Below are 19,983 nucleotides of genomic sequence, written 5' to 3' on the forward strand. Positions count from 1 at the left end.
GTGTGCCGCAGCTCACCGCGACGAAGACAGTGAGCGGGAACACCGCACCACGGTGGACCGTTCATGTGTATGTGGCTGGTGGAGGGGACAGTGTCCCCGGGCCTCACCTTCCGCCCATGGGGACGATCGTTCGGCTGAAGCCCCATGGAGCACCCCGCCGAGAGGCGACCGCCCTCCGCACGCCACCGCCCTACGGCCCCGGCTGGTCTCCCCCGTCCAGCCGGGGCCTTCACGCGCCGGCCGCCGGCGTGGGCGGCCGGCTGTCATCCCTGGTGCTGCGAGACCGACTTGACGGGACGGCGGCCGCAGGGTGCGACGGGCGGCAGTGGCCGATTCACAGACCCGGGGCACGACTCGCGCTGCGCCCGCACCTCGGGACGGCCCCGACGAAGCTTCTTCTCACCGAGTCCAGCGCCTTTCGCTACCCAGCATCGAGACGGCGCGCTGGGGCTCCTGGGTCAGGAGACGATGCCCTCCCGGTCCGCGCCGGTGTCCGCGGTCCTCCGGGTGGCCGGTCACTCCGTCCGGGCGCAACACGGGGAGACGAGCCCGCCGCAGGCGGAGCCGTCACTCGTCGTTCACCCACCGCATGAGCCGTTGCAGCGGGTAGAAGCCGTCGTGGGAGAGGCCCGGTGGCATGCCGCCCGCCCTGCCGAGGGAGACCACGCGTTGTACGCCGGCGCAGGCGAGGACGTCGCGCAGTTCCGCCGTGCGGGTGTCGGGGTACACGCCGACCGTCTGGGTGGCGACCCCGGCATGGGTGACGGCGTCGGACAGGGCGGCGACCGGGACGACGTCCACGATCTTCCCGTCGGGGTGGAAGTCCACGGGTTCCGGTGAGCGGATGACCAGGCCCTGGCCGTCGTAGCCGCCCCACACCCGGTACTCGGGTTCCATGGACCGCAGGACGTCGATCTCCTCGCGCAGTTCCGCGACGACCCGTGGGCCGCCGGCCGAGCTGAACTCCCGCGCCACGCCCAGGCGTTCGCACAGCAGGGCGGCATAGCGGTCGGCGTCGTCCCAGGAGCCCTCGACGAACTGGAAGCGGCTGGCCACGCAGGCCTGCTGGTTGAAGAAGGTGGCGTCGGCGGCGCCCGCGTCCGCCGCCCGGGCAAGGCTCTCCTCGGACGCGAAGGCCTCGCGGCCGATCATCGAGATGGAGGTCTTGGGGTCGAAGGAGACGAGCTCGAAGCCCGGGCCGACGTACTTCAGCGCGCTGCGGATGGTGGACTCGCCGCCCCAGGCGACCAGCTTGTCGAAGAACTGCGGGCGGAACAGCACGCTCTCCACCGCCTCGTCGCCGCCGCGCCAGTACACCGCGGAGAACGACCGCACCACCGGGTGCCCGGGGGCGACCGCGGCCATGGTGCGCAGGATCGCGGTCGCGGTGAACAGGTCGTTCGAGGGCAGTTTCAGGAGGTTGACGCCCTTGGTGAGCGCGCCGCGCACGACGGACATCGCCGCGACTCCGGGTGCGTTGCCCGCGATGATGTGCACCAGGCGGGGCGGGAACGCGCGGGTGGCCGCGATCCGGTCGTCGGGCAGGCGTACCTCGCGCCAGCCGTCGAGGACGTCCGCACCGCCGAGTTCGTGGTCGATCTGGGCGTACAGGCCGGGGCGTTGGAAGCTGCGCCACAGCACGGCGTAGGCGCGCTCCAGCACCTCCGCGGGCAGTGGGCTGACCGGGACCATCCGCTCCAGGGCCTCGGCGAGCAGGCCTGCGCGGTCCGCCTTGAGCGCCTCGCCGGTCTCCACCAGCAGGTCGACGATCTCCGCCACGGGCACGTCGAAAGCGGGGCCGGGTTCGGTGCGCGGCCACACGAGGCGGTCCAGGTCGAGGGCCGGCGCGGTGAACCGGACGAGGTCGACGGGGGTGCTCCGGTCGGCCTCGCCCCGGACCAGGTGGACGACGGTCACGGGGGCGGCCGCGGTGCCGTCGAGTGTCGTACCGCTCATCAGTGGATCATCCCCCGCACATAGGAGTCGAGTGTCGCGGCGCAGGTGATCTTGTCGTCGCCGCCGAGGTCGCCGTAGCGCCGGATGTCGGGCAGGACCGCCGGTCCCGGGCGGCCGCAGGCGCACGGCGAGAAGTCCACGAAGACCCGGTCGCCGCTGATCAGTCCGCCCCAGCGGCCTTCGAGGGAGATGTCGAGGAAGGCGAACCGTCCCTCGACTACGCCGTGTTCGGGATTGAGCAGCTTTTCGCCGGGCTCGTCGAGCACCAAGGGGGTCACCCAGGGCGGCACGTGGTAGTTGCCCTGCTCACAGGCGAGGCAGGAGCCCTGGAGCTCGGTCATGCCGTAGCTGCGGACGCGGCGGACACCGTCGTAGAAGGCGGTGAGTTGCTGCTGGTAGTCGTCGGGCAGGGCGCGGCCCTTGTTGCCGCCGCCGCTGAGCACCAGCGTGTCCGGGTGCAGGCTGCCGTCGGGCACGCCGCGGGCGCGCAGGGCCTGGATGAGGGTGAACTGCTGGTTGTTCATGCCGGCGATCAGCAGGGGTTCGTCGCGGTGGGCGGCGATGTCGTCGACGATCTGGGCCATGGCCGCGCCGAGTTCCCCCTCGCGGGACTCGGAGACGGTCTCGAAGGAGCTGATCTCCTGTGGAGTGGCGGCACCCTCGGCGATCCGGCGGCGCAGCAGGGCGCTGCTCATCAGTTCGGACACCCGCATCGGGTCCTCGGTGAGCAGCCGGGTCTCACCGGGCTGCGCGAAGACCTCGGCGTGCCAGCGGAAGCCGTCGATGGAGCGCATCGGGCCGCTCGCCGGTGCGAGCAGATAGCCGCGGCGGGTGGGTTTGGCCGGCAGGGGGTCGGGCCAGCAGGTGAGGTGCTCCAGGATGTCGTGCAGGAAACTCAGGTCACTGGCGTCGCAGTTGAGGAAGGAGACCTTCCCGGAGGTGCCGCTGGTGATGTACGGGCGGTGGCCGACGGCGGTGATGCGGTCGGTCCACTCGTCGATGTCACGGACGCCGTCCATGTCGACGTCGCCGGGTTCGACCGCGGACACGGTGGTGTACCAGCGCAGGAGCCGGTCCCAGCGGCCCGCGGTGATGAGGGAGACGGGGTAGGACTTGTAGCTGGTGTGCGAGAAGAGCAGCGGCACCAGGTCGTCGAGGCCGGTGACCTCGTCGACGCCGGTCTCCGCCGCCCGGGTGCGTAGCAGTGGAACCCGCTCGCGGTGGGCGGTGAAGGTCTCCCGGGCGGCCTCCAGCTGCAACTCCCTCAGTTCGTCGGCCGGTTGGTCGAAGGTGTCGCCGGAAAGGACGCGGGATCGGATCTGCTCGCGTGCGCCTGGCACAGCGTTCACCTCAATCGGTTGCGTACGTGGTCTTTTCCGCTGTGGCTTGCGCGAGGTACGACGACTCGATCGCGTCGAGGTTGCCGCGCAGTTCTGCCGGGGTGCCGGTCATGGTGACGCGGCCGCGGTGCAGGACGTACACGCGGTCGGCGACGTCCAGGACCTTGCGCACGTGCTGTTCGACCAGCAGTGCGCCGAGGCCGCGGTCGGCCGCCTCGCGCACCGCGCGCAGGAGGCGGTCGACCACCAACGGGGCGAGGCCGAGGGAGAGTTCGTCCGCGAGGAGCAGCTTGGGCGCGCGGCACAGGGCGCGGGCCAGCGACAGCATCTGCTGCTCGCCGCCGGACAGCATGCCCGCGCCGGTGCCGAGGCGCTTTTCGAGCTCCGGGAAGAGTTCCAGCGCCTGTTGGGACCTCACCCGGCCGACCCGCAGGTTGTCCGCGGTGTCGAGCCGGGTGAAGACTGCCCGCTCACCGACGTACGCCAGGCCCTGGCGGGCGCGGCGGTGCGGCGGTGTCCGGCCGGGTTCGCCCAGCCAGCGCACCTCGCCGCCCATCGGAGCGAGGCTGCCGGAGAGCGCCCGGAGGATCGTGGTCTTGCCCGCGCCGTTGGGGCCGAGCAGGGCGACGACCTCGCCGGGCCCGACCTCCAGGTCGAGGTCGCGGACGACGGGCCGGCTGCCGTATCCGGCGGACAGGGAGCGTGCTTCGATCAAGGGTGCGTCGGTGTCCGGCACGGGCCTGCTCCTCAGCTGGACGGCAGGGCCGTCAGGACCTTGCGGACGTCGACGAAGGTCGATCCGGGCTTGGCCCACTCGATCTTCGCGTCGCGGATGGTCAGTTCGGTGGCGGTGGTGTTGTGGATGCGGTCGAGGCCCTTGATCGGCAGGGCCGTGGACGCCTTCCAGCTGAGCGGCGGGGTCAGTCCGCCGGTGTCGATGCCCGGGCTGGTGTCGAGCTCCTGCACGAGGGCCTTCGCGGTGATCGTCGGGAGCTTCTTGGCGGCCTCGGTGAAGACCTTGAAGGCCACCCAGGTCGTCTCGTTGGCGCCGTTGCTGGTGTCGATGTCCTTGTCGCCCTTGGTGGCCGCGAGGAAGTCCTTCCAGGCTGCGTCGGAGGTCGGCGGGAAGTAGCCGGTGATCGCGGCGCCCTCCAGCGGGCCGCCGGCTCCGCCGGTGCTCTCGGCGAGCTGCGGGGTCAGGTTGCCGACGACGCTGCCGAGCTTCGTCTTTGCGCCCGACTGCACGTAGGACTTCACGAACAGGCCCGAGGCTGTGCCCATGATGACGCTCACGCAGTCGCTTCCCTTGGTCGCGGCGGCGACCTGCGGGGCGAGGTCGGTGGCGGTGAGCGGCACCTTGATGTCCTTGGGCGCCGCGCCTCCGGCGGAGAGCGCTCCGACGGTGAGGAACTGCGAGACGACGGCGGCGGCGGCCACGTCGTAGCGCACGCCGGAGATCTTCTTGCAGCCGTTCTGCACCAGTTGCCGGCCGTGGGCCGCGAAGACCACCGGGGTGCCGCCGTTGACCGGGAACGACAGCGGGTTGGAGAACTCGGCCGCCGAGACTCCGGTGCCGCCGAGGTACGGGATGCCGGCCTTCTGCAGGATGGGCATGTAGCGATCACCGGCGAGGCTGTAGGAGCCCACCACCGCGACCACCTTCTCGGCGACCGCCTGCTGGGCGCACTTCTCGGCCTCGTCGGGGTTGTTCTTCTCGTTGCAGGTGAGCACCTTCAGCGGGGCGCCCTTGATCCCGCCGTTGGCGTTGATCCACTTCTCGTAGGCCTGGGCGGTGAGCCGGACTCCGGGCTGGGCGCTGCCCTGGGTTTCCTCCGGCGTCCAGACCATCACCTTGACCGGTGTGCCCTTCAGGGCGGAGGTCTCCTCCTTGGAACTGCCGGCCGCCTCTCCCCCGCAGCCGGCGGCGAGCAGGGCTCCGGTCACCGCGAGGGCGCTCGCTGCGGCGGTTCTGCGTCGGCGTGAGTGGTACATGGTTCCTCCGCTGTGCTCGTCGTCGAGATGCCGAACAGCATGGGGTGCGTTTTGTGGTTAGTGAAGTACTCTCGGCACAATTATTTAAATGAATGTGCTGTCTCGCTCCTGCCCTCGGGAGGTTCCTCGATGGACGACGTCCTGCGTTTCGCCCTGCTCGGCCTCGGTCTCGGCGCCCTCTACGCGCTCACCGCGCACGGCATCGTGCTGGTCTACCGGGGCTCCGGCGTCCTGAACTTCGCGCACGGCGCGATCGGAATGGCCGGGGCCTATGTCCAGTGGGAGCTCGCGACCCAGCATGGCGTGCCGTACTGGCCCGCCACCGCGTGCGGCGTGCTCACCTCGGCGGTCCTTGGCGTGCTCACCCACCTGCTGGTGCTCCGCCCGCTGCGCAAAGCGTCCTCGCTGGCCCGCCTGGTCGGCACCCTGGCGGTCTTCATCGTGGTCACCGCGATCGCCGTCAAGCGCTACGGCGACAGCCTGGAGCTGGTGCCGGGCAAGCTGCCCACCAAGCTGCTGACGATCGCCGGGGCGACGGTCTCCGAGGACCGCGTCTGGCTGATCGGCATCGCGGTCGCCGTGACCGTGCTCCTCCATCTCCTCTACAAGCGCACCCTGTTCGGCCTGGGCACCAGCGCGGTCGCGGAGAACGAGGGCGCGGCCGCCTCGCTCGGCTGGTCCCCGGACCTGATCGCCACCGGCAACTGGGCGCTGGGGTCGGCGCTCGCGGGGCTGACGGGCATCCTGATCGTCCCGGTCATCGGTCTGTCCGTGACCGGGCTGACCACCCTCCTGCTCAGCGCCCTGGCCGCCGCCCTGGTCGGCAGGTTCTCCTCGTTCCCCGTCACACTGGCCGGTGGCCTGGTCATCGGCGTCGTGCAGTCCGAACTGACCCGCTTCGGCTCCGACGTCACCGGGCTCGCCGCCTCGGTCCCCTTCCTCTTCATCGCGCTGGTGCTGGTCGCACGCGGCCGTGCGCTGCCACTGCGCGGCACGGTCCTGGACCGGCTGCCCGGTCTGGGCACCGGGAGGGTGCGCCCCCTGCCCTTGGCGCTCGCCGTCGTGGCCGGGCTGGCGCTGGTCAGCCTGGCGACACCGCTGTGGGCCGACGCGATCACCACCACTCTGGTGCTGTCGCTGATCATCCTGTCGATCGTCGTGGTCACCGGATACGCGGGACAGGTCTCCCTCGCGGCCTACGCACTGGCCGGGACCGGCGCCTTCCTCGCCGGGCACGCGGCGGCCGACTGGGGTTGGCCGTTCGAACTCGCCCTGCTGGCCGGGGTGTTGGGTACCGTGCCGATCGGCTTGCTCTTCGCACTCCCGGCCGTCCGCACCCGCGGCGTCAATCTCGCGATCATCACCCTCGGCCTCGGCACCACCCTGGAGGCGATGGTCTTCCAGAACACCGACCTGTCGACGACCCCGGGCAGCGACGGCATCGCGGTCGGCAAGCAGACACTCTTCGGGATCAGCATCTCCGGCGTCGACCATCCGCAGCGGTACGCCGCCGTGGTGCTCGTGCTGTTCGTCGCCGCCACGCTCGTGGTCGCCAACGTGCGGCGCGGCCGGACCGGCCGCCGGCTGATCGCCGTACGGGCGAACGAGCGGGCCGCCGCCGCCCTCGGCATCGACGTCCGCGCCGCCAAGCTCTACGCCTTCGGCCTGTCCGCGGCCATCGCCGCGCTCGCCGGAGTGCTCACCGGCTTCCGCTCGACCTCGGTCGTCCTGTCCGACTTCGCGAGCTTCGGCTCCATCACCGCGCTCGGCCTCGCGGTCATCGGCGGGGTCGGCTTCCTCGCCGGTCCGCTGTTCGGCGCGACCTTCGCCGCGGGCACGGTGGGCGCCCGGTTCGGGGACCTCGTGCTGCCCGGGCTCAGCGCGTGGATGCCGCTGATCGGCGGGATCATCCTGGTGCTGACGCTGGTGGGCAACCAGGACGGCATCGGCAAGGGCCTCGGCACACGGGCGGCGGGGAGCCGACTCAAGCTGCCTTCGAAGCGCCCTGCGACCGTCCCCAAGGACGAGCCGCCGGCCTCCCCGACCGTGACCCGTGCCGCCCCGCTCCACCTCCAGGTACGGGACCTCACCGTCCGCTACGGCGGTGTCGTCGCCGTCGACGGGCTCTCCCTGGACGTCGGACCGGGCCAGGTCGTGGGGCTCATCGGTCCCAACGGCGCCGGCAAGACCTCCGCCATCGACGCGGTCACCGGCTTCACCCGGGCCGCGTCGGGCAGTGTGCGCCTCGGCGACCGGGACGCGACCCGGCTGCCGGTCCACCGGCGGGCCGCCGCCGGTCTGAGCCGGTCCTTCCAGTCCCTGGAACTGTTCGAGGACATGACCGTCCTGGACAACCTGTACGCGGCCTGCGACCGGCCCGGCCGCTGGGCGTACCTCACGGACCTGATCCGTCCCGGCAGCCGCCCGCTGCCCGCCCATGTGCTCGTCGCGGTACGGGAGTTCGGGCTCCAGGACAGTCTGGACCAGCCGGTGGACGACCTGTCGTACGGAGAGCGCCGACTGCTGGCCATCGCTCGCGCGGTGGCGGCCTCGCCGTCCGTACTGCTCCTCGACGAACCGGCGGCGGGCCTCTCGGACGACGAGACCAGGGAACTGGCCCACCTGGTACGGCGGCTCGCCGAGGACTGGGGCATGGGCGTGCTGCTCGTCGAGCACGACGTCGACATGGTGATGAGCGTCTGCGACCAGGTCGTGGTCCTGGACTTCGGCCGCCGGATCTGCGCGGGTACGCCGGAGGAGGTACGGCGCGATCCGGCGGTGCGGGCGGCCTACCTGGGCGACCTGGAGCCGGAGACGCTGGTCTGAGCGCCCCGTCCCGGGCGACGCCGAGAACCGGAGGCGCTGATCTCAGCGCCTCCGGTGGCAGCAGCAGGGGCCGTGTCAGGCGTCGCGCAGATCCGCGACGTACGGCTGATGGGACAGCAGGCCGCCGTCCACGCGAAGAGTGTGCCCGGTGATGAAGACCGACTCGTCGGAGGCGAGGAAGACGACCGCCGACGCGACGTCCTCCGGGCGTCCCAGGCGCGGCGTGAGGTGATGGCGCAGCATCGCCTCGCGGATCGCCCCGTGCGCCGAACCGGAGCTGGCCGGCGTGACGATGAAGCCGGGCGCGATGGCGTTGCAGCGCACGCCCTGCTTGCCGTACTGGGTGGCGACGTACTGCGTGAGGTTGATGAGGGCGGCCTTGGAGGCGCCGTACGCCGGGTTGCGCAGGTCGCCCGAAAGCCCGGCCCCTGACGAGGTGTTGATGATGGAGCCGCCGCCGCGCGCGATCATGTGCGGGACGGCGGCCTGGACGGCGACCATGGTCCCGCGCAGGTTGATGCGCATCGTGTCGTCCCAGACCGCCGGGTCGGCCTCCGCGACGGCGAGGTCCTGACGTGCGGCCAGGTGGGTGGCCGCCGCGTTGTTGTGCAGGACGTCGAGACCGCCGTACGTCTCGACCGCGGCGGCCACCATGGCCCGTGCGCTCTCGATGTCGCCGAGATCGACCGGGACGGCCGTCGCGGAGCCGCCGGCGGCGCGGATCTCCTCCGTCACCGCCTTGGCGCCGTCGAGGTTCAGGTCGGCGACCACCGTGTGCGCGCCCTCGGCAGCCAGGCGGCGAGCAGTGGCCGCGCCGATGCCGGACGCGGCCCCGGTGACTACGGCGATCTTGTCCTGGAGTCGCGTCATCGCGAACCGCCCGTTCTACTCGGTGAGTTGACTGCCGACGACCGACACGAACGAGACGCACTCGCCGGGTCCGCCGCCGAGGTTGTGGGTCAGGGCGAGCGAGCGCCCTTCGGCCACGGACTTCACCGTCCGCTCGGCCGGTGCCTCGCCGCGCAGCTGGAGCCAGGCCTCGAACATCATGCGCAGTCCTGAGGCGCCGATGGGGTGGCCGAAGGCCTTCAGGCCGCCGTCCGGGTTGACCGGCAGCGAGCCGTCCAGGTCGAACGCCCCGCTGGCCACGTCCTTCCACCCCTGACCGCGCGCGGAGAAGCCCAGGTCCTCCATCAGCACCAACTCCGTGGGCGTGAAGCAGTCGTGGACCTCGGCGAGCGCGAGCTCGGAGCGCGGGTCGGTGATGCCCGCCTGCCGGTAGGCCTCCTGTGCGGAGGCGACGACCTCGGGGAAGGTGGTGAAGTCGTACTCCGGGTCGAGGAGCCCGTCCGCCGGACCGGCGACGAAGGACAGCGCCTTCACGAAGATCGGCTTGTCGGTGTACTTGTAGGCGTCCTCGGCGCGCACCACGATCGCCGCCGCCGAACCGTCCGAGACGCCCGAGCAGTCGAACACGCCCAGCATGCCCGCGACGATCGGGGCCGACCGGATGCGCTCCAGCGGCACCTCCTTGCGGAACTGCGCGCGCGGGTTGCGGGCCCCGTTGACGTGGTTCTTCCAGGCGATGCGGGTGATGACGTCCTTCATCTCCTCCCCTGCCAGGCCGTACTTGGCGGCGTAGGCGGGGGCCAGGAGGGAGAAGTTGGCCGGGGCGGTGATCTCCCCGCGGCTGTCGTCGCCCGCGCCCGGGATGGCCGTACCGGACAGTCCGGACATGCCCGAGTCCTTGAGCTTCTCCACGCCGACGGCCATCGCCACGTCGTACGCCCCCGAAGCGACGGCGTAGCAGGCGTTGCGCAGGGCCTCGGAGCCGGTCGCGCACATGTTCTCGACGCGGGTGACCGGCTTGTGGGGCAGGTGGAGCGCCCGGCTCAGGGTCAGCCCGGACACGCCGGACGCCTGGGTGCCGAACCAGTAGGCGTCGATGTCGTCGAGGGTGATACCGGCCGAGGTGACGGCCTCGCCGACGGCGTCGATCAGCAGGTCGTCCGCCGAGCGGGTCCAGTGCTCGCCGAAGGGCGTGCAGCCCATGCCGACGATCGCGACCCGGTCCCGTATTCCGTGCGAGCCCATCAGTGTGTCCCCTCGGTCTCGCCCGTGCGCACCGGCCGGGCCTTCCAGAAGTAGTTGTGGACGCCGGACGCCGTGACGGTGCGCCGGAACGTCATCTCGATCCTGGCCCCGATGGCGGCGTCGGCCTCGGTGGCGTCGGTCAGCTGGCAGCGGAACCGGCCGCCGCCGTCGTAGTCGACGACCACGACGAGCATCGGCGGACTCGGCGTGGCCGCCAGGCGGTCGACGGTGAACGTGGCGACCGTGCCGCGCACGTCCGCCATCGGCTCGTCGGTCATGGCGTCGACGCTCCGGCAGGAGGTGCACACCCGGTCCGGTGGCAGATGCCGGGTGGCGCACTTCTCGCAACGGGACGCCACGAAGCCGTACTTCCAGCCGGTACGGCGGTGTGCGGGCGGCGCGTACGGCGGCTCGGGGTCCGGCCGGCGGGGCGGTTCGCGGTCGAGCAGGCCGCGCCAGGACAGGTAGGTGGCGTACGGCATCGGTGCGCTGCCTGCGGCGATCTGGGCGGCGACCGGGCGGGCCGCGCGGTGGGCGGGGAGCGCGTCGGTGGTGCGCAGCAGGAGGACTCCGGCGCCGTCGCCGAGCACGGCGAGGGCGATGGTCTCGCCGGGCCGGGCCCGGTCCAGGACGTCGGCGAGGAGCAGTCCGGGCTGCGCGGTGCCGGCGTTGCCGATCGCCCCGGTGAGGTCCGGGGTCACCGCCTCGGGACGGACACCGGCTGTGCGCCGGACCGCCGCGCACGCACGCGCGTGCAGACCGGCGACCACGAAGTGGTCGATCGCGCCGATGTCGAGCGCCGCGTGGTCGAGGGCCGCGGTGAGCGCCTTGTCCGCGAGGGACACGTAGATCTCCTCGGCGAAGCGCTCCTCCCAGACCCGGGAGACGGGCGCGCCGGGCAGCCGCCAGCGGTCGAGGAGTTCGTCGCTGACCGTGTCGTGGGCGAGCAACTCCGCGATGACGGGGGCCCCGTTGCGGTGTCCGCCGAAGACGAACGCCGCCGCGCCGTCGCCGCCCGCGACCTCGTCGGTGCCGCCGGGCAAACCGGTACGCAGGTCCGACAGGACCGTCACGGTCGGCACCGGGGACCGGGCGGCGGTGACCAGGGCGCCGAGGCCGGAGCGCACGGAGCCGGCCATGTCGGCGGCGAGCACGTGCGGGTCGAGGCCGAGTGCGGCGTGCACGGCGGCCGCGTTGGTCTTGTCGAGGTAGGCGGGCGCGGCGGTGGCGAGGAAGAGCTGGCTGACGCGGGCACGCAGGCCGTCACGGGCCAGGGCACCGCGGGCCGCTTCGACGGCCATGGACGTGGTGTCCTCGTCGTAGCCCGCGACCGCACGGGTTCCCTTGCCTCCCTTGCCGCCCAGGGCGGCTGCGACATCCGTCCTCGCGAGGCGGTGGTACGGCACGTAGGCGCCGTACGCGATCAGTCCGGCCATGTCAGCGTCCTCCATGAGCGTGGGTTGCGTGGGTCGGCCGTTCGAAGACCGCGGCCAGGCCCTGGCCCCCGCCGAGGCACATGGTCTCCAGGCCGTAGCGGGCCTGGCGGCGGTCGAGTTCGCGCAGCAGGGTGGCGAGGATGCGGCCGCCGGTGGCGCCGACGGGGTGGCCCAGCGAGATGCCGGAGCCGTTGACGTTGAACCGCTCGAAGTCGGTCTCGGTCAGGCCCCATTCACGCGTGCAGGCCAGTACCTGGGCGGCGAAGGCCTCGTTGAGTTCGATCAGGTCGATGTCGGCGAGCTTCAGTCCGGCTCGCTCCAGGGCCCGCGCGGTGGCGGGTACCGGGCCGATGCCCATCGTCTCGGGTGGCACGCCGACGACGGCCCAGGAGACCAGACGGCCGAGCGGGCGCAGTCCGAGTTCGGCGGCGCGCTCGGGGTGGGTCACGACGCACAGCGCGGCGCCATCGTTCTGGCCGCTGGCGTTGCCCGCGGTGACGGTGGCCTCCGGGTCCTGGCGGCCGAGCACGGGACGCAGCGTCGCGAGCTTCTCCAACGAGGAGTCGGGGCGCGGGTGTTCGTCGGTGTCGACGACCGTCACACCCTTCCGGGACCGTACGGCGACGGGCACGATCTCGTCGGCGAACCGGCCCTCCCGCTGGGCCGCGACGGCCTTCTCGTGGGAGCGCAGGGCCAGTTGGTCCTGTTCCTCGCGAGGGATGGCGTACTCGCGGCGAAGGTTCTCGGCGGTCTCCAACATGCCCCCGGGGACGGGGTGGTTGACCCCTCCTGACGTGACGCGCCCACGCGCCAGCCGGTCGTGCAGGGTGGTGCCGGCCCCGCGCACACCCCAGCGCACACCGGTCGTGTAGAACTCGGCCTGGCTCATGGACTCGACGCCCCCGGCCAGCACGAGGTCGCTCGCACCGGTCTGCACCTGCATCGCCGCGGTGATGATCGCCTGCAGTCCGGAGCCGCAGCGGCGGTCGATCTGCAGTCCCGGCACCTCCACGGGCAGACCGGCGTCCAGGGCGGCCACGCGGCCGATGGCCGGGGCCTCGCCGTTGGGGTAGCACTGCCCGAGCAGGACGTCGTCCACGGCCGCGGGCCGTATGGCGGTGCGTTCCAGTACGGCGCGTACGACCGTGGCGGCGAGCTCGGCCGCCGTCACGTCGCGGAGAGCGCCGCCGTAGCCGCCGACGGGGGTACGCACGGGTTCGCAGATCACCGCGTCACGCAGGAGGGCGGGCATCAGCTCTTGCCTTTCATGAGGGGTCACATGTACCGGCCGCCGGTGACCTCGACCACGGCTCCGGTGACGTAGCTCGCCAGGTCGGAGGCGAGGAACAGGACGACCTGGGCCACCTCGGCGGGCTCTCCGGCACGTCCCATGGGGATCTCGGCGAGCTTCGCGTCCCAGGCGGCCTCGGGCATCGCCTCGGTCATGGCGGTACGGATCAGGCCCGGCTGGACGGCGTTGACGCGGATGCCCGCTTTCGCGAGTTCCTTGGCGGAGGCCTTGGTGAGGCCGACGAGTCCCGCCTTGGCCGCGCTGTAGTTGGTCTGGCCGAAGTTGCCGACCTTGCCGGCAATGGAGGAGATGTTGACGATGCTGCCGCCCCGGCCGTGCGCGCGCATCGCCTCCGCGGCGTACCGGGTGCCGTTCCAGGCACCGGTCAGATGCACGTCGACCACGGCGCGGAAGTCGGCGAGAGCCATCTTGCGCAGGGTCGCGTCCCGGGTGATCCCGGCGTTGTTGACCATCACGCCGACCGGTCCGAAACTGTCGGCGCAGTGGGCGACGAGGGCGGCGACCTCGTCCTCGTCGGTGACGTCACAGCGCAGCGAGGTGGCTGCCACACCGTTCTTGGCCAGGCGTTCGGCGGCCTCCGCCGCCGCGTCCTCGTTGATGTCCCCCAGGACGACGGACGCCCCCTCTGCACCGAGGACCCCGGCGATCTCGAACCCGATGCCCTGTGCGCCGCCGGTGATCACCGCGTTCCGGCCGTCCAGCAGTCCCATGTCAGCCCGCCCTGGCTCGACGCTATTCCTCTTAAATAGATAACCTATTATGCTGAAACAATCAATACAGCGACGGAGCGACGGAGCTGTGCGCCCGGGACCGGACGAGGAGAGTACGCAGGTGGACATCAGCTATCCCCCCGAGACCGAGGCGTTCCGCACCGAGGTCAGGGCGTTCCTCGCCGAGACTCTGCCGCCGGGCTGGAACGGGATCGGCGCCCTCGACGAGGAGGCGGCCTGGGCCTTCGCCCGGGACTGGCGCCGGCTGCTCGCGGAGCGCCGCTACCTCTCGCTGACCTGGCCCGAACAGTGCGACGGCCGGGGCCTGACCAAGCTCCACCAGGTGGTGCTGATGGAGGAACTCGCGCTGGCCGGTGTGCCGTTCGGGCTGCCGCAGGACACCTTCGGCGTGAAGATGCTGGCCAACACGCTGCTGCGCTGGGGCACGGACGAGCAGAAGGCCCACTTCCTCCCTCGCATCCTCAGCGGCGAGGACACCTGGTGCCAGGGGTACTCGGAGCCGGACGCGGGCTCGGACCTCGCCTCCCTGCGGACACGCGCGGTGCGCGACGGCGAGGAACGGGTGATCGACGGCCAGAAGGTGTGGACCTCCGGCGCCCATCACAGCGACTGGATCTTCGTCCTGGCCCGCACGAACCCGGACGCCCCCAAGCACCGCGGCATCTCCTTCCTCCTCGTCCCGCTCGACCAGCCCGGCGTGGAGGTGCGGCCGTTCCGCATGATGAGCGGGCAGCTGCACTTCAACGAGGTCTTCTTCCAGGGCGCCCGCACGCGCGCGGATCTGATCGTCGGCGGCGTCGACAACGGCTGGACGGTCGCCCAGAGCCTGCTCGGCGTGGAGCGCGGCGAGGAGGCCGCGACCAACCCGATCCTCTTCAAGGCGGAGGTGGAACGCCTCGTCGAGCTGGCCCGGCTGTACGGCAAGGACCAGGACCCGGTGATCCGGCAGCGCATCGCCTGGTGCTGGTCCAAGGTCGAGATCATGCGCTACCTCGGCTACCGGATCCTCACCGGTTGGCTCAAGGGCGCCGAGCCGGGCCCCGAGTCGTCGATCGCCAAGCTGTACTGGAGCGAGTACCACACCAAGGTCACCGATCTCGCGATGGACATCATGGGCCTGCACGGCCAGGTGCCGGTCGGCCGCCCGCCCCTGCGCACCTACCGCACCGACGACCCCGGCGCCGCGAACTCCTCGGCGTCCTGGTCGACGACCTACCTCATCGCCCGCTCGGGCACCCTCTACGCGGGGACCTCCCAGGTGCAGCGGAACATCCTGGCGGAGAAGGTGCTGGGACTACCGCGGGAGCCGAGGGCGGCGGCGGGTTAGCACGCGGTCGGGGGCTGTGCCGGTTGCTGCGGCGGACCGCGTCGGGGGCGGGGCAGGCGGGGTCTGATGGGGCGCGTCGCAGGCGGGCAAGCGGCGCCCGGTGGGCACGCCGCAGCCGGGACGAGCGGGGCCTGATGGGGCGCGTCACGGGCGCGGCAAGCGGCGCCCGGTGCGCCACCGCGGCCGGGACGAGCGGGGCCTGATGGGTCACGCCACGGGCGCGGCAAACGGCACCCAGTGAGCCACGCCGCAGCCGGGACCACCGGAGCCCGATGGGCCACGCGCGACAGGCGCGGCAAACGGCACCCAGCGGGCCACACCGCAGACGAGGCAACGACGCCCGCTGGGGCACACCGCAAGCGTGACGACGACACCCTGTGGACCACGCCGCAGCCGGGACCAGCGGGGCCTGATGGGGCGCGCCGCGGGCGCGGCAAGCGGCGCCTGGTGGGCCACATCGCGGGCCGGGACGAACGGGGTCTGATGGGCCACGCCACGGGCACGGCAAACGGCAGGTGAGCCACACCGCAGACGGGACCACCGGAGCCCGATGGGGCGCGCCGCGGGCATGGCAAACGGCGCCCAGTGAGCCACACCGCAGACGGGACGAGCGGAACCTGATGGGCCACGCCACGGGCGCAGCAAACGGCGCCCAGTGGGCTACGCCGCAGCGGGGGCAACAACGCACACTGGGGCACATCGCAAGCGCGCGACGACCCCTGGTGGACCACGCCGCGGGCGGGACCACCAACACCCGGTCGGCCACATCGCAGACCGGACAACCGACACCCGCAGCGCCACCTCACAGACGCGCCAACCAACACCCGCACGGCCACCTCACAGACGCGCCAACCAACACCCCCAGGGCCGCATCGCAGCCGGGACAAGCGGAGTCCGGCGGGTCGGATCGTCATGCCCGTTGGGCCCCCGGCCGCAGTGGGTCTATCGTCGGGATCCTGGGGCCAGGCGATGAAGGGCGGCCGGGAATGCCGCAGGACGAGGCCGTGATCGGCTGCACGGGGAAACTCCTCATCGGAACCCGCGGATCCGCGGGCCCCGGCGAGATCCTCGTGCGCGTCAGGGGCGGCTCGGAGACCTTTCTCGCCTGGTCCGAGGATCCCCTGCCCACCGGAGCGACCGTGCTCGTGATCGAGTCGCGTGGATGCCGCGCGGTCGGCGTCATCGAGTGGGCGGATCCATTGGACGCGCTCGGCGATCCCGCCGGCGCCGGCTGAGGAGTAACGATGTTCGGATACCGCGTTCCCGCTCCCGACGAGGCGATGTTGATCTCGGGCGGACGGCGGGGACTGGGGGGCGCGCCGTTCCGAGTGGTGACGGGGCACGGCAAGTTCGTGCTCCCGATCTTCCGCAAGACCCGGTTCCTCACCCTGTCGATGTGCGAGTCCGAGGTCACCGAGACCTGTGTGACCCGGCAGGGCATCGCGCTGCACGTCCGCGCGGTCATCGCCTTCAAGGTCGGCAACGACCACGAGAGCATCATCAACGCCGGCCAGCGGTTCCTCTCCGACCAGGACCAGATGTCGGTGCTCACCGGCCGGATCTTCGCCGGTCACCTGCGGGCCATCATCGGCTCGATGACCGTCGAGGAGATCGTCACCGAGCGGCAGAAGCTCGCCGCGGAGGTCCTGGACACCTCGAAGACCGAGATGGCGAAGATCGGCCTGATCGTGGACTCGCTGCAGATCCAGTCGATCGACGACGGCGACACCGGCTACATCGACGCGATGTCCGCACCGCACAAGGCGGCCATCCAGCGGCAGGCGCAGATCGCCCAGGCCCAGGCCACCCAGGCCTCGGTCGAGGCGGAGCAGGTGGCGGCCCGCAACCAGGCCGAGTACGCCCGTCAGACCGCCGTGGTCAAGGCGGAGTACTCGGCCGAGGTGGACCGTGCCCAGGCGCGGGCCGCGCAGGCCGGCCCGCTGGCGCAGGCCCACGCCCAGCAGGAGGTTCTCGACGCGCAGACCGAACTGGCCCTGCGGCAGGCGAAACTGCGCCAGCAGCAGCTGGTGGCCGAGATCGTGAAGCCCGCCGAGGCCGAGGCCGAACGGATCAGGGTGCTCGCCGCCGCCGAGGCGCAGCGCATGAAGATCCAGGCGGAGGCGGCGGCCTCCTACGACCGGGTCGCGCTCGACCGGATGCTCATCGACCAGCTCCCGCAGATCGTGAAGGAAGCGGCGGGCGGCCTCGCAGGCGCCAACGTCAACGTCCTCAACGGCGCCGACGGGCTCGGTGAGATCGCCGCCGGTCTGGTGTCGCAGGGCCTGACGATCCTCGACTCGGTCCGGCAGAACCTGGGCGGCCCGGACTCCTCCGACGACCGCCGTCGACCGGAGGGCAGCGACAACGGTCTGCTCCAGCTGCACTCACGCAAGGACGACAAGGCGGACGACGGCCCGGTCAACGTCGACTGACGGTTCCCTGTCGGGGGCACGGCGATGAGGCGGGGCGTATCGACCAATGCGCCCCGCCTCATCGCCCCCCCCTCGCTCGGCCCCCGGGCCTCTCCGAGTCAGCCGCCGGACACCCCCGGTCCCCGTTGCTCGAAAGTCCTGAGCGGCGGCACCGGACGCGGCCCGGTCCCCGGGACCCAGCCCATGTCCAGTTTGCGCAGTCCCACGCCGTCCGGCGCCCAGATGTGGCAGCTGTTCAGCACCCCCGCCGTGGAGCGCGGGCCCTGGGACCGCTCACCGGCGTACCGCAGGCCCGCGTTCGCCGAGATGGCCGCCTGCACCACCGCGGGGCCCAGGGCGCGGGCCAGCTCGTGCAGGTGCGAGCAGCCGGACACCCCGCGGAACCGCTCCTGGATGGCCCGGTTGTATCCGGCGGCGACACTGAGCCCGATCAGCGCGTCGAACACCGGGGTGATCAAGGGGCACTCGGCGTGCGGGAAGGTCCGCATGTCCGCGTCGGCGTGCACGACGACCATGTCGGCCAGGCGTACCCGCACGGCGAGCGCCATCCGGTGGACGACGCCGGCCGACGGCTCCGCCCAGGGGCGCACGTCGCTCAGTTCCGCCTCGACCGAGATCTCGTCGCCGCCTTCCGCGTACGCGGTGACGGTGATCGTGCGGCGGTGCAGCGGGAGTTCGGACCGGGTCACGACGACGCCTCCTGCGCGATCGCCGGGGCCACGGCCGGGGTCTCCCCCAGCCCCGCGAACTCCGGCGGCCGGCGCTCGATGAAGCTGCGTACGCCCTCTCGGTAGTCCGGGGCGCGTTTCGCCGTGGCGAGCAGGGCGGCAGCGTGGTCGCGGCTCTCCGTGAAGGTCCTCGCCTGGTCGTCGGCGAGCTGGCGCTTGATGAGGGACATCGCGTACGGGCTGGCCGAGCGGGCCAGTTCACTCGCGTAGGCGAGTGCCGCCGGGAGCAGGCCCTGCGGCTCGACCAGGCGGTTGACGAGGCCCATGGCCAGGGCTTCCGTCCCGTTGATCCGGCGCGAGGACAGCAGCAGGTCGGCGGCGTTGCCGTAGCCGACCAGCCGGGGCAGGATCCAGGACACGCCGTCCTCGGCCACCAGCCCGCGGGCGCTGAAGGCGGCCGCGAACTTGGCGTGCGGCACGGCGAACCGGACGTCGCACATCAGCGCCTGGTTGAACCCGATGCCGGCGCAGGCGCCGTTGACGGCCGCCACCACGGGCTTCGGGAAGGACATGGGCCGGGTGCGCGGGGGCAGCTGACCCGTCGGCCAGGGGCGGGCGCCCGAGGAGGCGGCGTCGAGGACGCTCATGTCCATGCCCGGGCAGAAGCTGCGCCCGGCGCCGGTGAGCACCACGGCCCGCACCCGTGGATCGTGCTCCGCCCGGTCGAACAGTTCGTTGTAGAGCAGCTCCATCTCCAGCGTCCAGGCGTTGTGCCGCTCGGGCCGGTTCAGGGTCAGCAGCATGACCCCGTCGTCGGTGAGATCGGTGAGGATCTCCGGGGCCGGGTTCTCGGTCATCGAGGTCACTCCCGCGGTATCCGTCGGCTGGACCGGCTTGGATCTGGCTTTATAGCTAGATGAATCATCTATATACCCAAGGACGTCCAGGGCGCCAGATCAGATCGTGCACGGAGAAGATCACCGGGGGCTTGACCTGGTACCCTCGATGCACTAAGACGATTCATTTAGCTATACGAGGAGCCCACCGTGGCCGAGGCAGCCCGCACCGCAGAATCGGCGACCGTCCCGGTCCCCGCCCGCAGTCGCGTCGGACGTCAGGTGCGGGTGCCGAAGACCGCCGAGCTGGTCGCCGCCCACCTGCGTCGCCAGATCGTACGGGGCGAGCTGAAGCCCGGCGACGCGCTGCCCCCGGAGTCGGGCCTGATGGAGCAGTTCGGCATCTCGCGGCCCACGCTGCGCGAGGCGTTCCGGGTGCTGGAGTCGGAGTCCCTGATCACGGTGCGCCGCGGCGCCCACGGCGGTGCCCGGGTGAGCGCTCCGGACTCGGACGTCGCCGCTCGCTTCGCCGGCCTGATCCTCGAGTACCGCGGCGCCACCCTCGGCGACATCTACCGCGCCGCGGCCCTCATCGAGCCGCCCTGCGCCCGCCAGCTCGCCACCAAGCACACGGACGACGACATCAAGCGGCTGCGTGACGCGGTGGCGGCCGAGAAGGCCGTCCTGGACGATCCGCTCGCCCTGGTCGACGCGCAGGACGCCTTCCACGCCCTGCTGGTCGAACTCACCGGCAACCAGACCCTGATCCTGCTGTGCGGCATGCTGCGCAACATCATCGACCGGGCCAACGCCTCGTACACGGCGGGCGCGGCCGACGCCGAAGCCCAGAAGACGCAGGCCCTCAAGGGACACCGGGCCCATGTGCGGATGGTCGGCCTGATCGAGTCCGGCAAGGCGGACGAGGCCGAAAAGCTGTGGCAGCGGCACATCTCCAGCGCGGACGACATCGTGAACTCCGCGGGACCCAAGACGGTGCTCGAACTCCTCGACTGACCGGCCCCACCCCCGCGGC

General features: G+C 71.8%; 16 protein-coding genes. 5 read left to right on the forward strand and 11 right to left on the reverse strand.

Annotated features, from left to right (window positions below; all coding sequences use genetic code 11):
- Nucleotides 1-567: 567 nt before the first annotated feature.
- Genes H293_RS0124155 through H293_RS0124170 form a run of 4 tightly spaced genes read right to left on the reverse strand, consistent with a single transcriptional unit; the run spans nt 568 to nt 5,288 of the window.
- Entirely contained in the window at nt 568-1,956 is a 1,389-nt protein-coding gene (locus H293_RS0124155) for an acyl-CoA reductase (RefSeq protein ID WP_020120417.1), read from the reverse strand.
- On the reverse strand, nt 1,956-3,296 hold the full coding sequence (locus H293_RS0124160; RefSeq protein WP_020120418.1) for a phenylacetate--CoA ligase family protein: 1,341 nt from the start codon (nt 3,294-3,296) through the stop codon (nt 1,956-1,958). Before H293_RS0124160 ends, H293_RS0124155 begins: the two co-directional genes overlap by 1 nt.
- Nucleotides 3,297-3,306: 10 nt before the next feature.
- Complete coding sequence (locus H293_RS0124165) at nt 3,307-4,032, reverse strand: ABC transporter ATP-binding protein (protein ID WP_020120419.1); 726 nt, start codon at nt 4,030-4,032, stop codon at nt 3,307-3,309.
- Between the two features lie 11 nt (nt 4,033-4,043).
- Nucleotides 4,044-5,288, reverse strand: coding sequence for an ABC transporter substrate-binding protein (locus H293_RS0124170; protein ID WP_020120420.1), 1,245 nt, complete (start codon nt 5,286-5,288; stop codon nt 4,044-4,046).
- A gap of 129 nt (nt 5,289-5,417) precedes the next feature.
- On the opposite strand from H293_RS0124170, the gene H293_RS0124175 reads away from it, so the two are divergent.
- Nucleotides 5,418-8,114: an ABC transporter permease subunit gene (locus tag H293_RS0124175; RefSeq protein WP_020120421.1), complete on the forward strand. Its 2,697-nt coding sequence runs from the start codon at nt 5,418-5,420 to the stop codon at nt 8,112-8,114.
- Nucleotides 8,115-8,189: 75 nt separating this feature from the next.
- On the opposite strand, the gene H293_RS0124180 is transcribed toward H293_RS0124175, so the two are convergent.
- Genes H293_RS0124180 through fabG form a run of 5 tightly spaced genes read right to left on the reverse strand, consistent with a single transcriptional unit; the run spans nt 8,190 to nt 13,666 of the window.
- A complete protein-coding gene (locus H293_RS0124180; protein WP_020120422.1) occupies nt 8,190-8,984 on the reverse strand; it encodes an SDR family NAD(P)-dependent oxidoreductase in 795 nt (264 codons plus the stop codon).
- A 15-nt stretch (nt 8,985-8,999) separates the two neighbouring features.
- Nucleotides 9,000-10,208: an acetyl-CoA acetyltransferase gene (locus H293_RS0124185; RefSeq protein WP_020120423.1), complete on the reverse strand. Its 1,209-nt coding sequence runs from the start codon at nt 10,206-10,208 to the stop codon at nt 9,000-9,002.
- Nucleotides 10,208-11,644 carry an OB-fold domain-containing protein gene (locus H293_RS0124190; protein ID WP_020120424.1) on the reverse strand — a complete coding sequence of 479 codons (1,437 nt, stop codon included), beginning with the start codon at nt 11,642-11,644 and terminating at the stop codon, nt 10,208-10,210. The genes H293_RS0124185 and H293_RS0124190 overlap by 1 nt, the downstream gene beginning before the upstream one ends.
- 1 nt (nt 11,645) lies before the next feature.
- A complete protein-coding gene (locus H293_RS0124195; RefSeq protein WP_020120425.1) occupies nt 11,646-12,896 on the reverse strand; it encodes an acetyl-CoA C-acetyltransferase in 1,251 nt (416 codons plus the stop codon).
- Between the two features lie 23 nt (nt 12,897-12,919).
- On the reverse strand, nt 12,920-13,666 hold the full coding sequence (gene fabG, locus H293_RS0124200; protein ID WP_020120426.1) for a 3-oxoacyl-ACP reductase FabG: 747 nt from the start codon (nt 13,664-13,666) through the stop codon (nt 12,920-12,922).
- Between the two features lie 121 nt (nt 13,667-13,787).
- Here fabG and H293_RS0124205 point away from each other — a divergent pair, with 121 nt between their 5' ends.
- The 3 genes from H293_RS0124205 to H293_RS0124215 all read left to right on the forward strand — a co-directional run bounded on the left by H293_RS0124205 (nt 13,788) and on the right by H293_RS0124215 (nt 17,446).
- Nucleotides 13,788-15,014, forward strand: coding sequence for an acyl-CoA dehydrogenase family protein (locus H293_RS0124205; RefSeq protein WP_028808142.1), 1,227 nt, complete (start codon nt 13,788-13,790; stop codon nt 15,012-15,014).
- Nucleotides 15,015-16,000: 986 nt separating this feature from the next.
- Nucleotides 16,001-16,249 carry a hypothetical protein gene (locus H293_RS0124210; RefSeq protein WP_007386946.1) on the forward strand — a complete coding sequence of 83 codons (249 nt, stop codon included), beginning with the start codon at nt 16,001-16,003 and terminating at the stop codon, nt 16,247-16,249.
- A 9-nt stretch (nt 16,250-16,258) separates the two neighbouring features.
- Nucleotides 16,259-17,446, forward strand: a complete 1,188-nt coding sequence (locus H293_RS0124215; protein WP_020120428.1) for an SPFH domain-containing protein — start codon at nt 16,259-16,261, stop codon at nt 17,444-17,446.
- Between the two features lie 98 nt (nt 17,447-17,544).
- Here the strand turns inward: H293_RS0124215 and H293_RS0124220 are convergent, their stop codons facing one another.
- Together H293_RS0124220 and H293_RS0124225 are read right to left on the reverse strand one after the other, a co-directional pair.
- A complete protein-coding gene (locus tag H293_RS0124220) occupies nt 17,545-18,135 on the reverse strand; it encodes a DUF2889 domain-containing protein (RefSeq protein WP_020120429.1) in 591 nt (196 codons plus the stop codon).
- On the reverse strand, nt 18,132-18,971 hold the full coding sequence (locus H293_RS0124225) for an enoyl-CoA hydratase-related protein (protein ID WP_020120430.1): 840 nt from the start codon (nt 18,969-18,971) through the stop codon (nt 18,132-18,134). The genes H293_RS0124220 and H293_RS0124225 overlap by 4 nt, the downstream gene beginning before the upstream one ends.
- Before the next feature lie 189 nt (nt 18,972-19,160).
- Between H293_RS0124225 and H293_RS0124230 the strand changes: the two genes are divergently transcribed.
- The gene (locus H293_RS0124230; protein ID WP_020120431.1) at nt 19,161-19,964 is read left to right on the forward strand and encodes a FadR/GntR family transcriptional regulator; all 804 of its coding nucleotides are present in this window, start codon (nt 19,161-19,163) and stop codon (nt 19,962-19,964) included.
- Nucleotides 19,965-19,983 lie beyond the last annotated feature (19 nt).

This window comes from Streptomyces canus 299MFChir4.1 (assembly GCF_000383615.1).
Taxonomy (GTDB): Bacteria; Actinomycetota; Actinomycetes; order Streptomycetales; family Streptomycetaceae; genus Streptomyces; species Streptomyces canus_C.

Excerpts from the sequence above, each read along its gene's own strand:
- fabG (WP_020120426.1), bottom strand. The coding sequence starts at position 13,666 with ATGGGACTGCTGGACGGCCGGAACGCGGTGATCACCGGCGGCGCACAG.
- H293_RS0124175 (WP_020120421.1), top strand. The coding sequence starts at position 5,418 with ATGGACGACGTCCTGCGTTTCGCCCTGCTCGGCCTCGGTCTCGGCGCC.
- H293_RS0124170 (WP_020120420.1), bottom strand. The coding sequence starts at position 5,288 with ATGTACCACTCACGCCGACGCAGAACCGCCGCAGCGAGCGCCCTCGCG.
- H293_RS0124155 (WP_020120417.1), bottom strand. The coding sequence starts at position 1,956 with ATGAGCGGTACGACACTCGACGGCACCGCGGCCGCCCCCGTGACCGTC.
- H293_RS0124180 (WP_020120422.1), bottom strand. The coding sequence starts at position 8,984 with ATGACGCGACTCCAGGACAAGATCGCCGTAGTCACCGGGGCCGCGTCC.
- H293_RS0124215 (WP_020120428.1), top strand. The coding sequence starts at position 16,259 with ATGTTCGGATACCGCGTTCCCGCTCCCGACGAGGCGATGTTGATCTCG.
- H293_RS0124195 (WP_020120425.1), bottom strand. The coding sequence starts at position 12,896 with ATGCCCGCCCTCCTGCGTGACGCGGTGATCTGCGAACCCGTGCGTACC.
- H293_RS0124185 (WP_020120423.1), bottom strand. The coding sequence starts at position 10,208 with ATGGGCTCGCACGGAATACGGGACCGGGTCGCGATCGTCGGCATGGGC.
- H293_RS0124190 (WP_020120424.1), bottom strand. The coding sequence starts at position 11,644 with ATGGCCGGACTGATCGCGTACGGCGCCTACGTGCCGTACCACCGCCTC.
- H293_RS0124210 (WP_007386946.1), top strand. The coding sequence starts at position 16,001 with ATGCCGCAGGACGAGGCCGTGATCGGCTGCACGGGGAAACTCCTCATC.
- H293_RS0124225 (WP_020120430.1), bottom strand. The coding sequence starts at position 18,971 with ATGACCGAGAACCCGGCCCCGGAGATCCTCACCGATCTCACCGACGAC.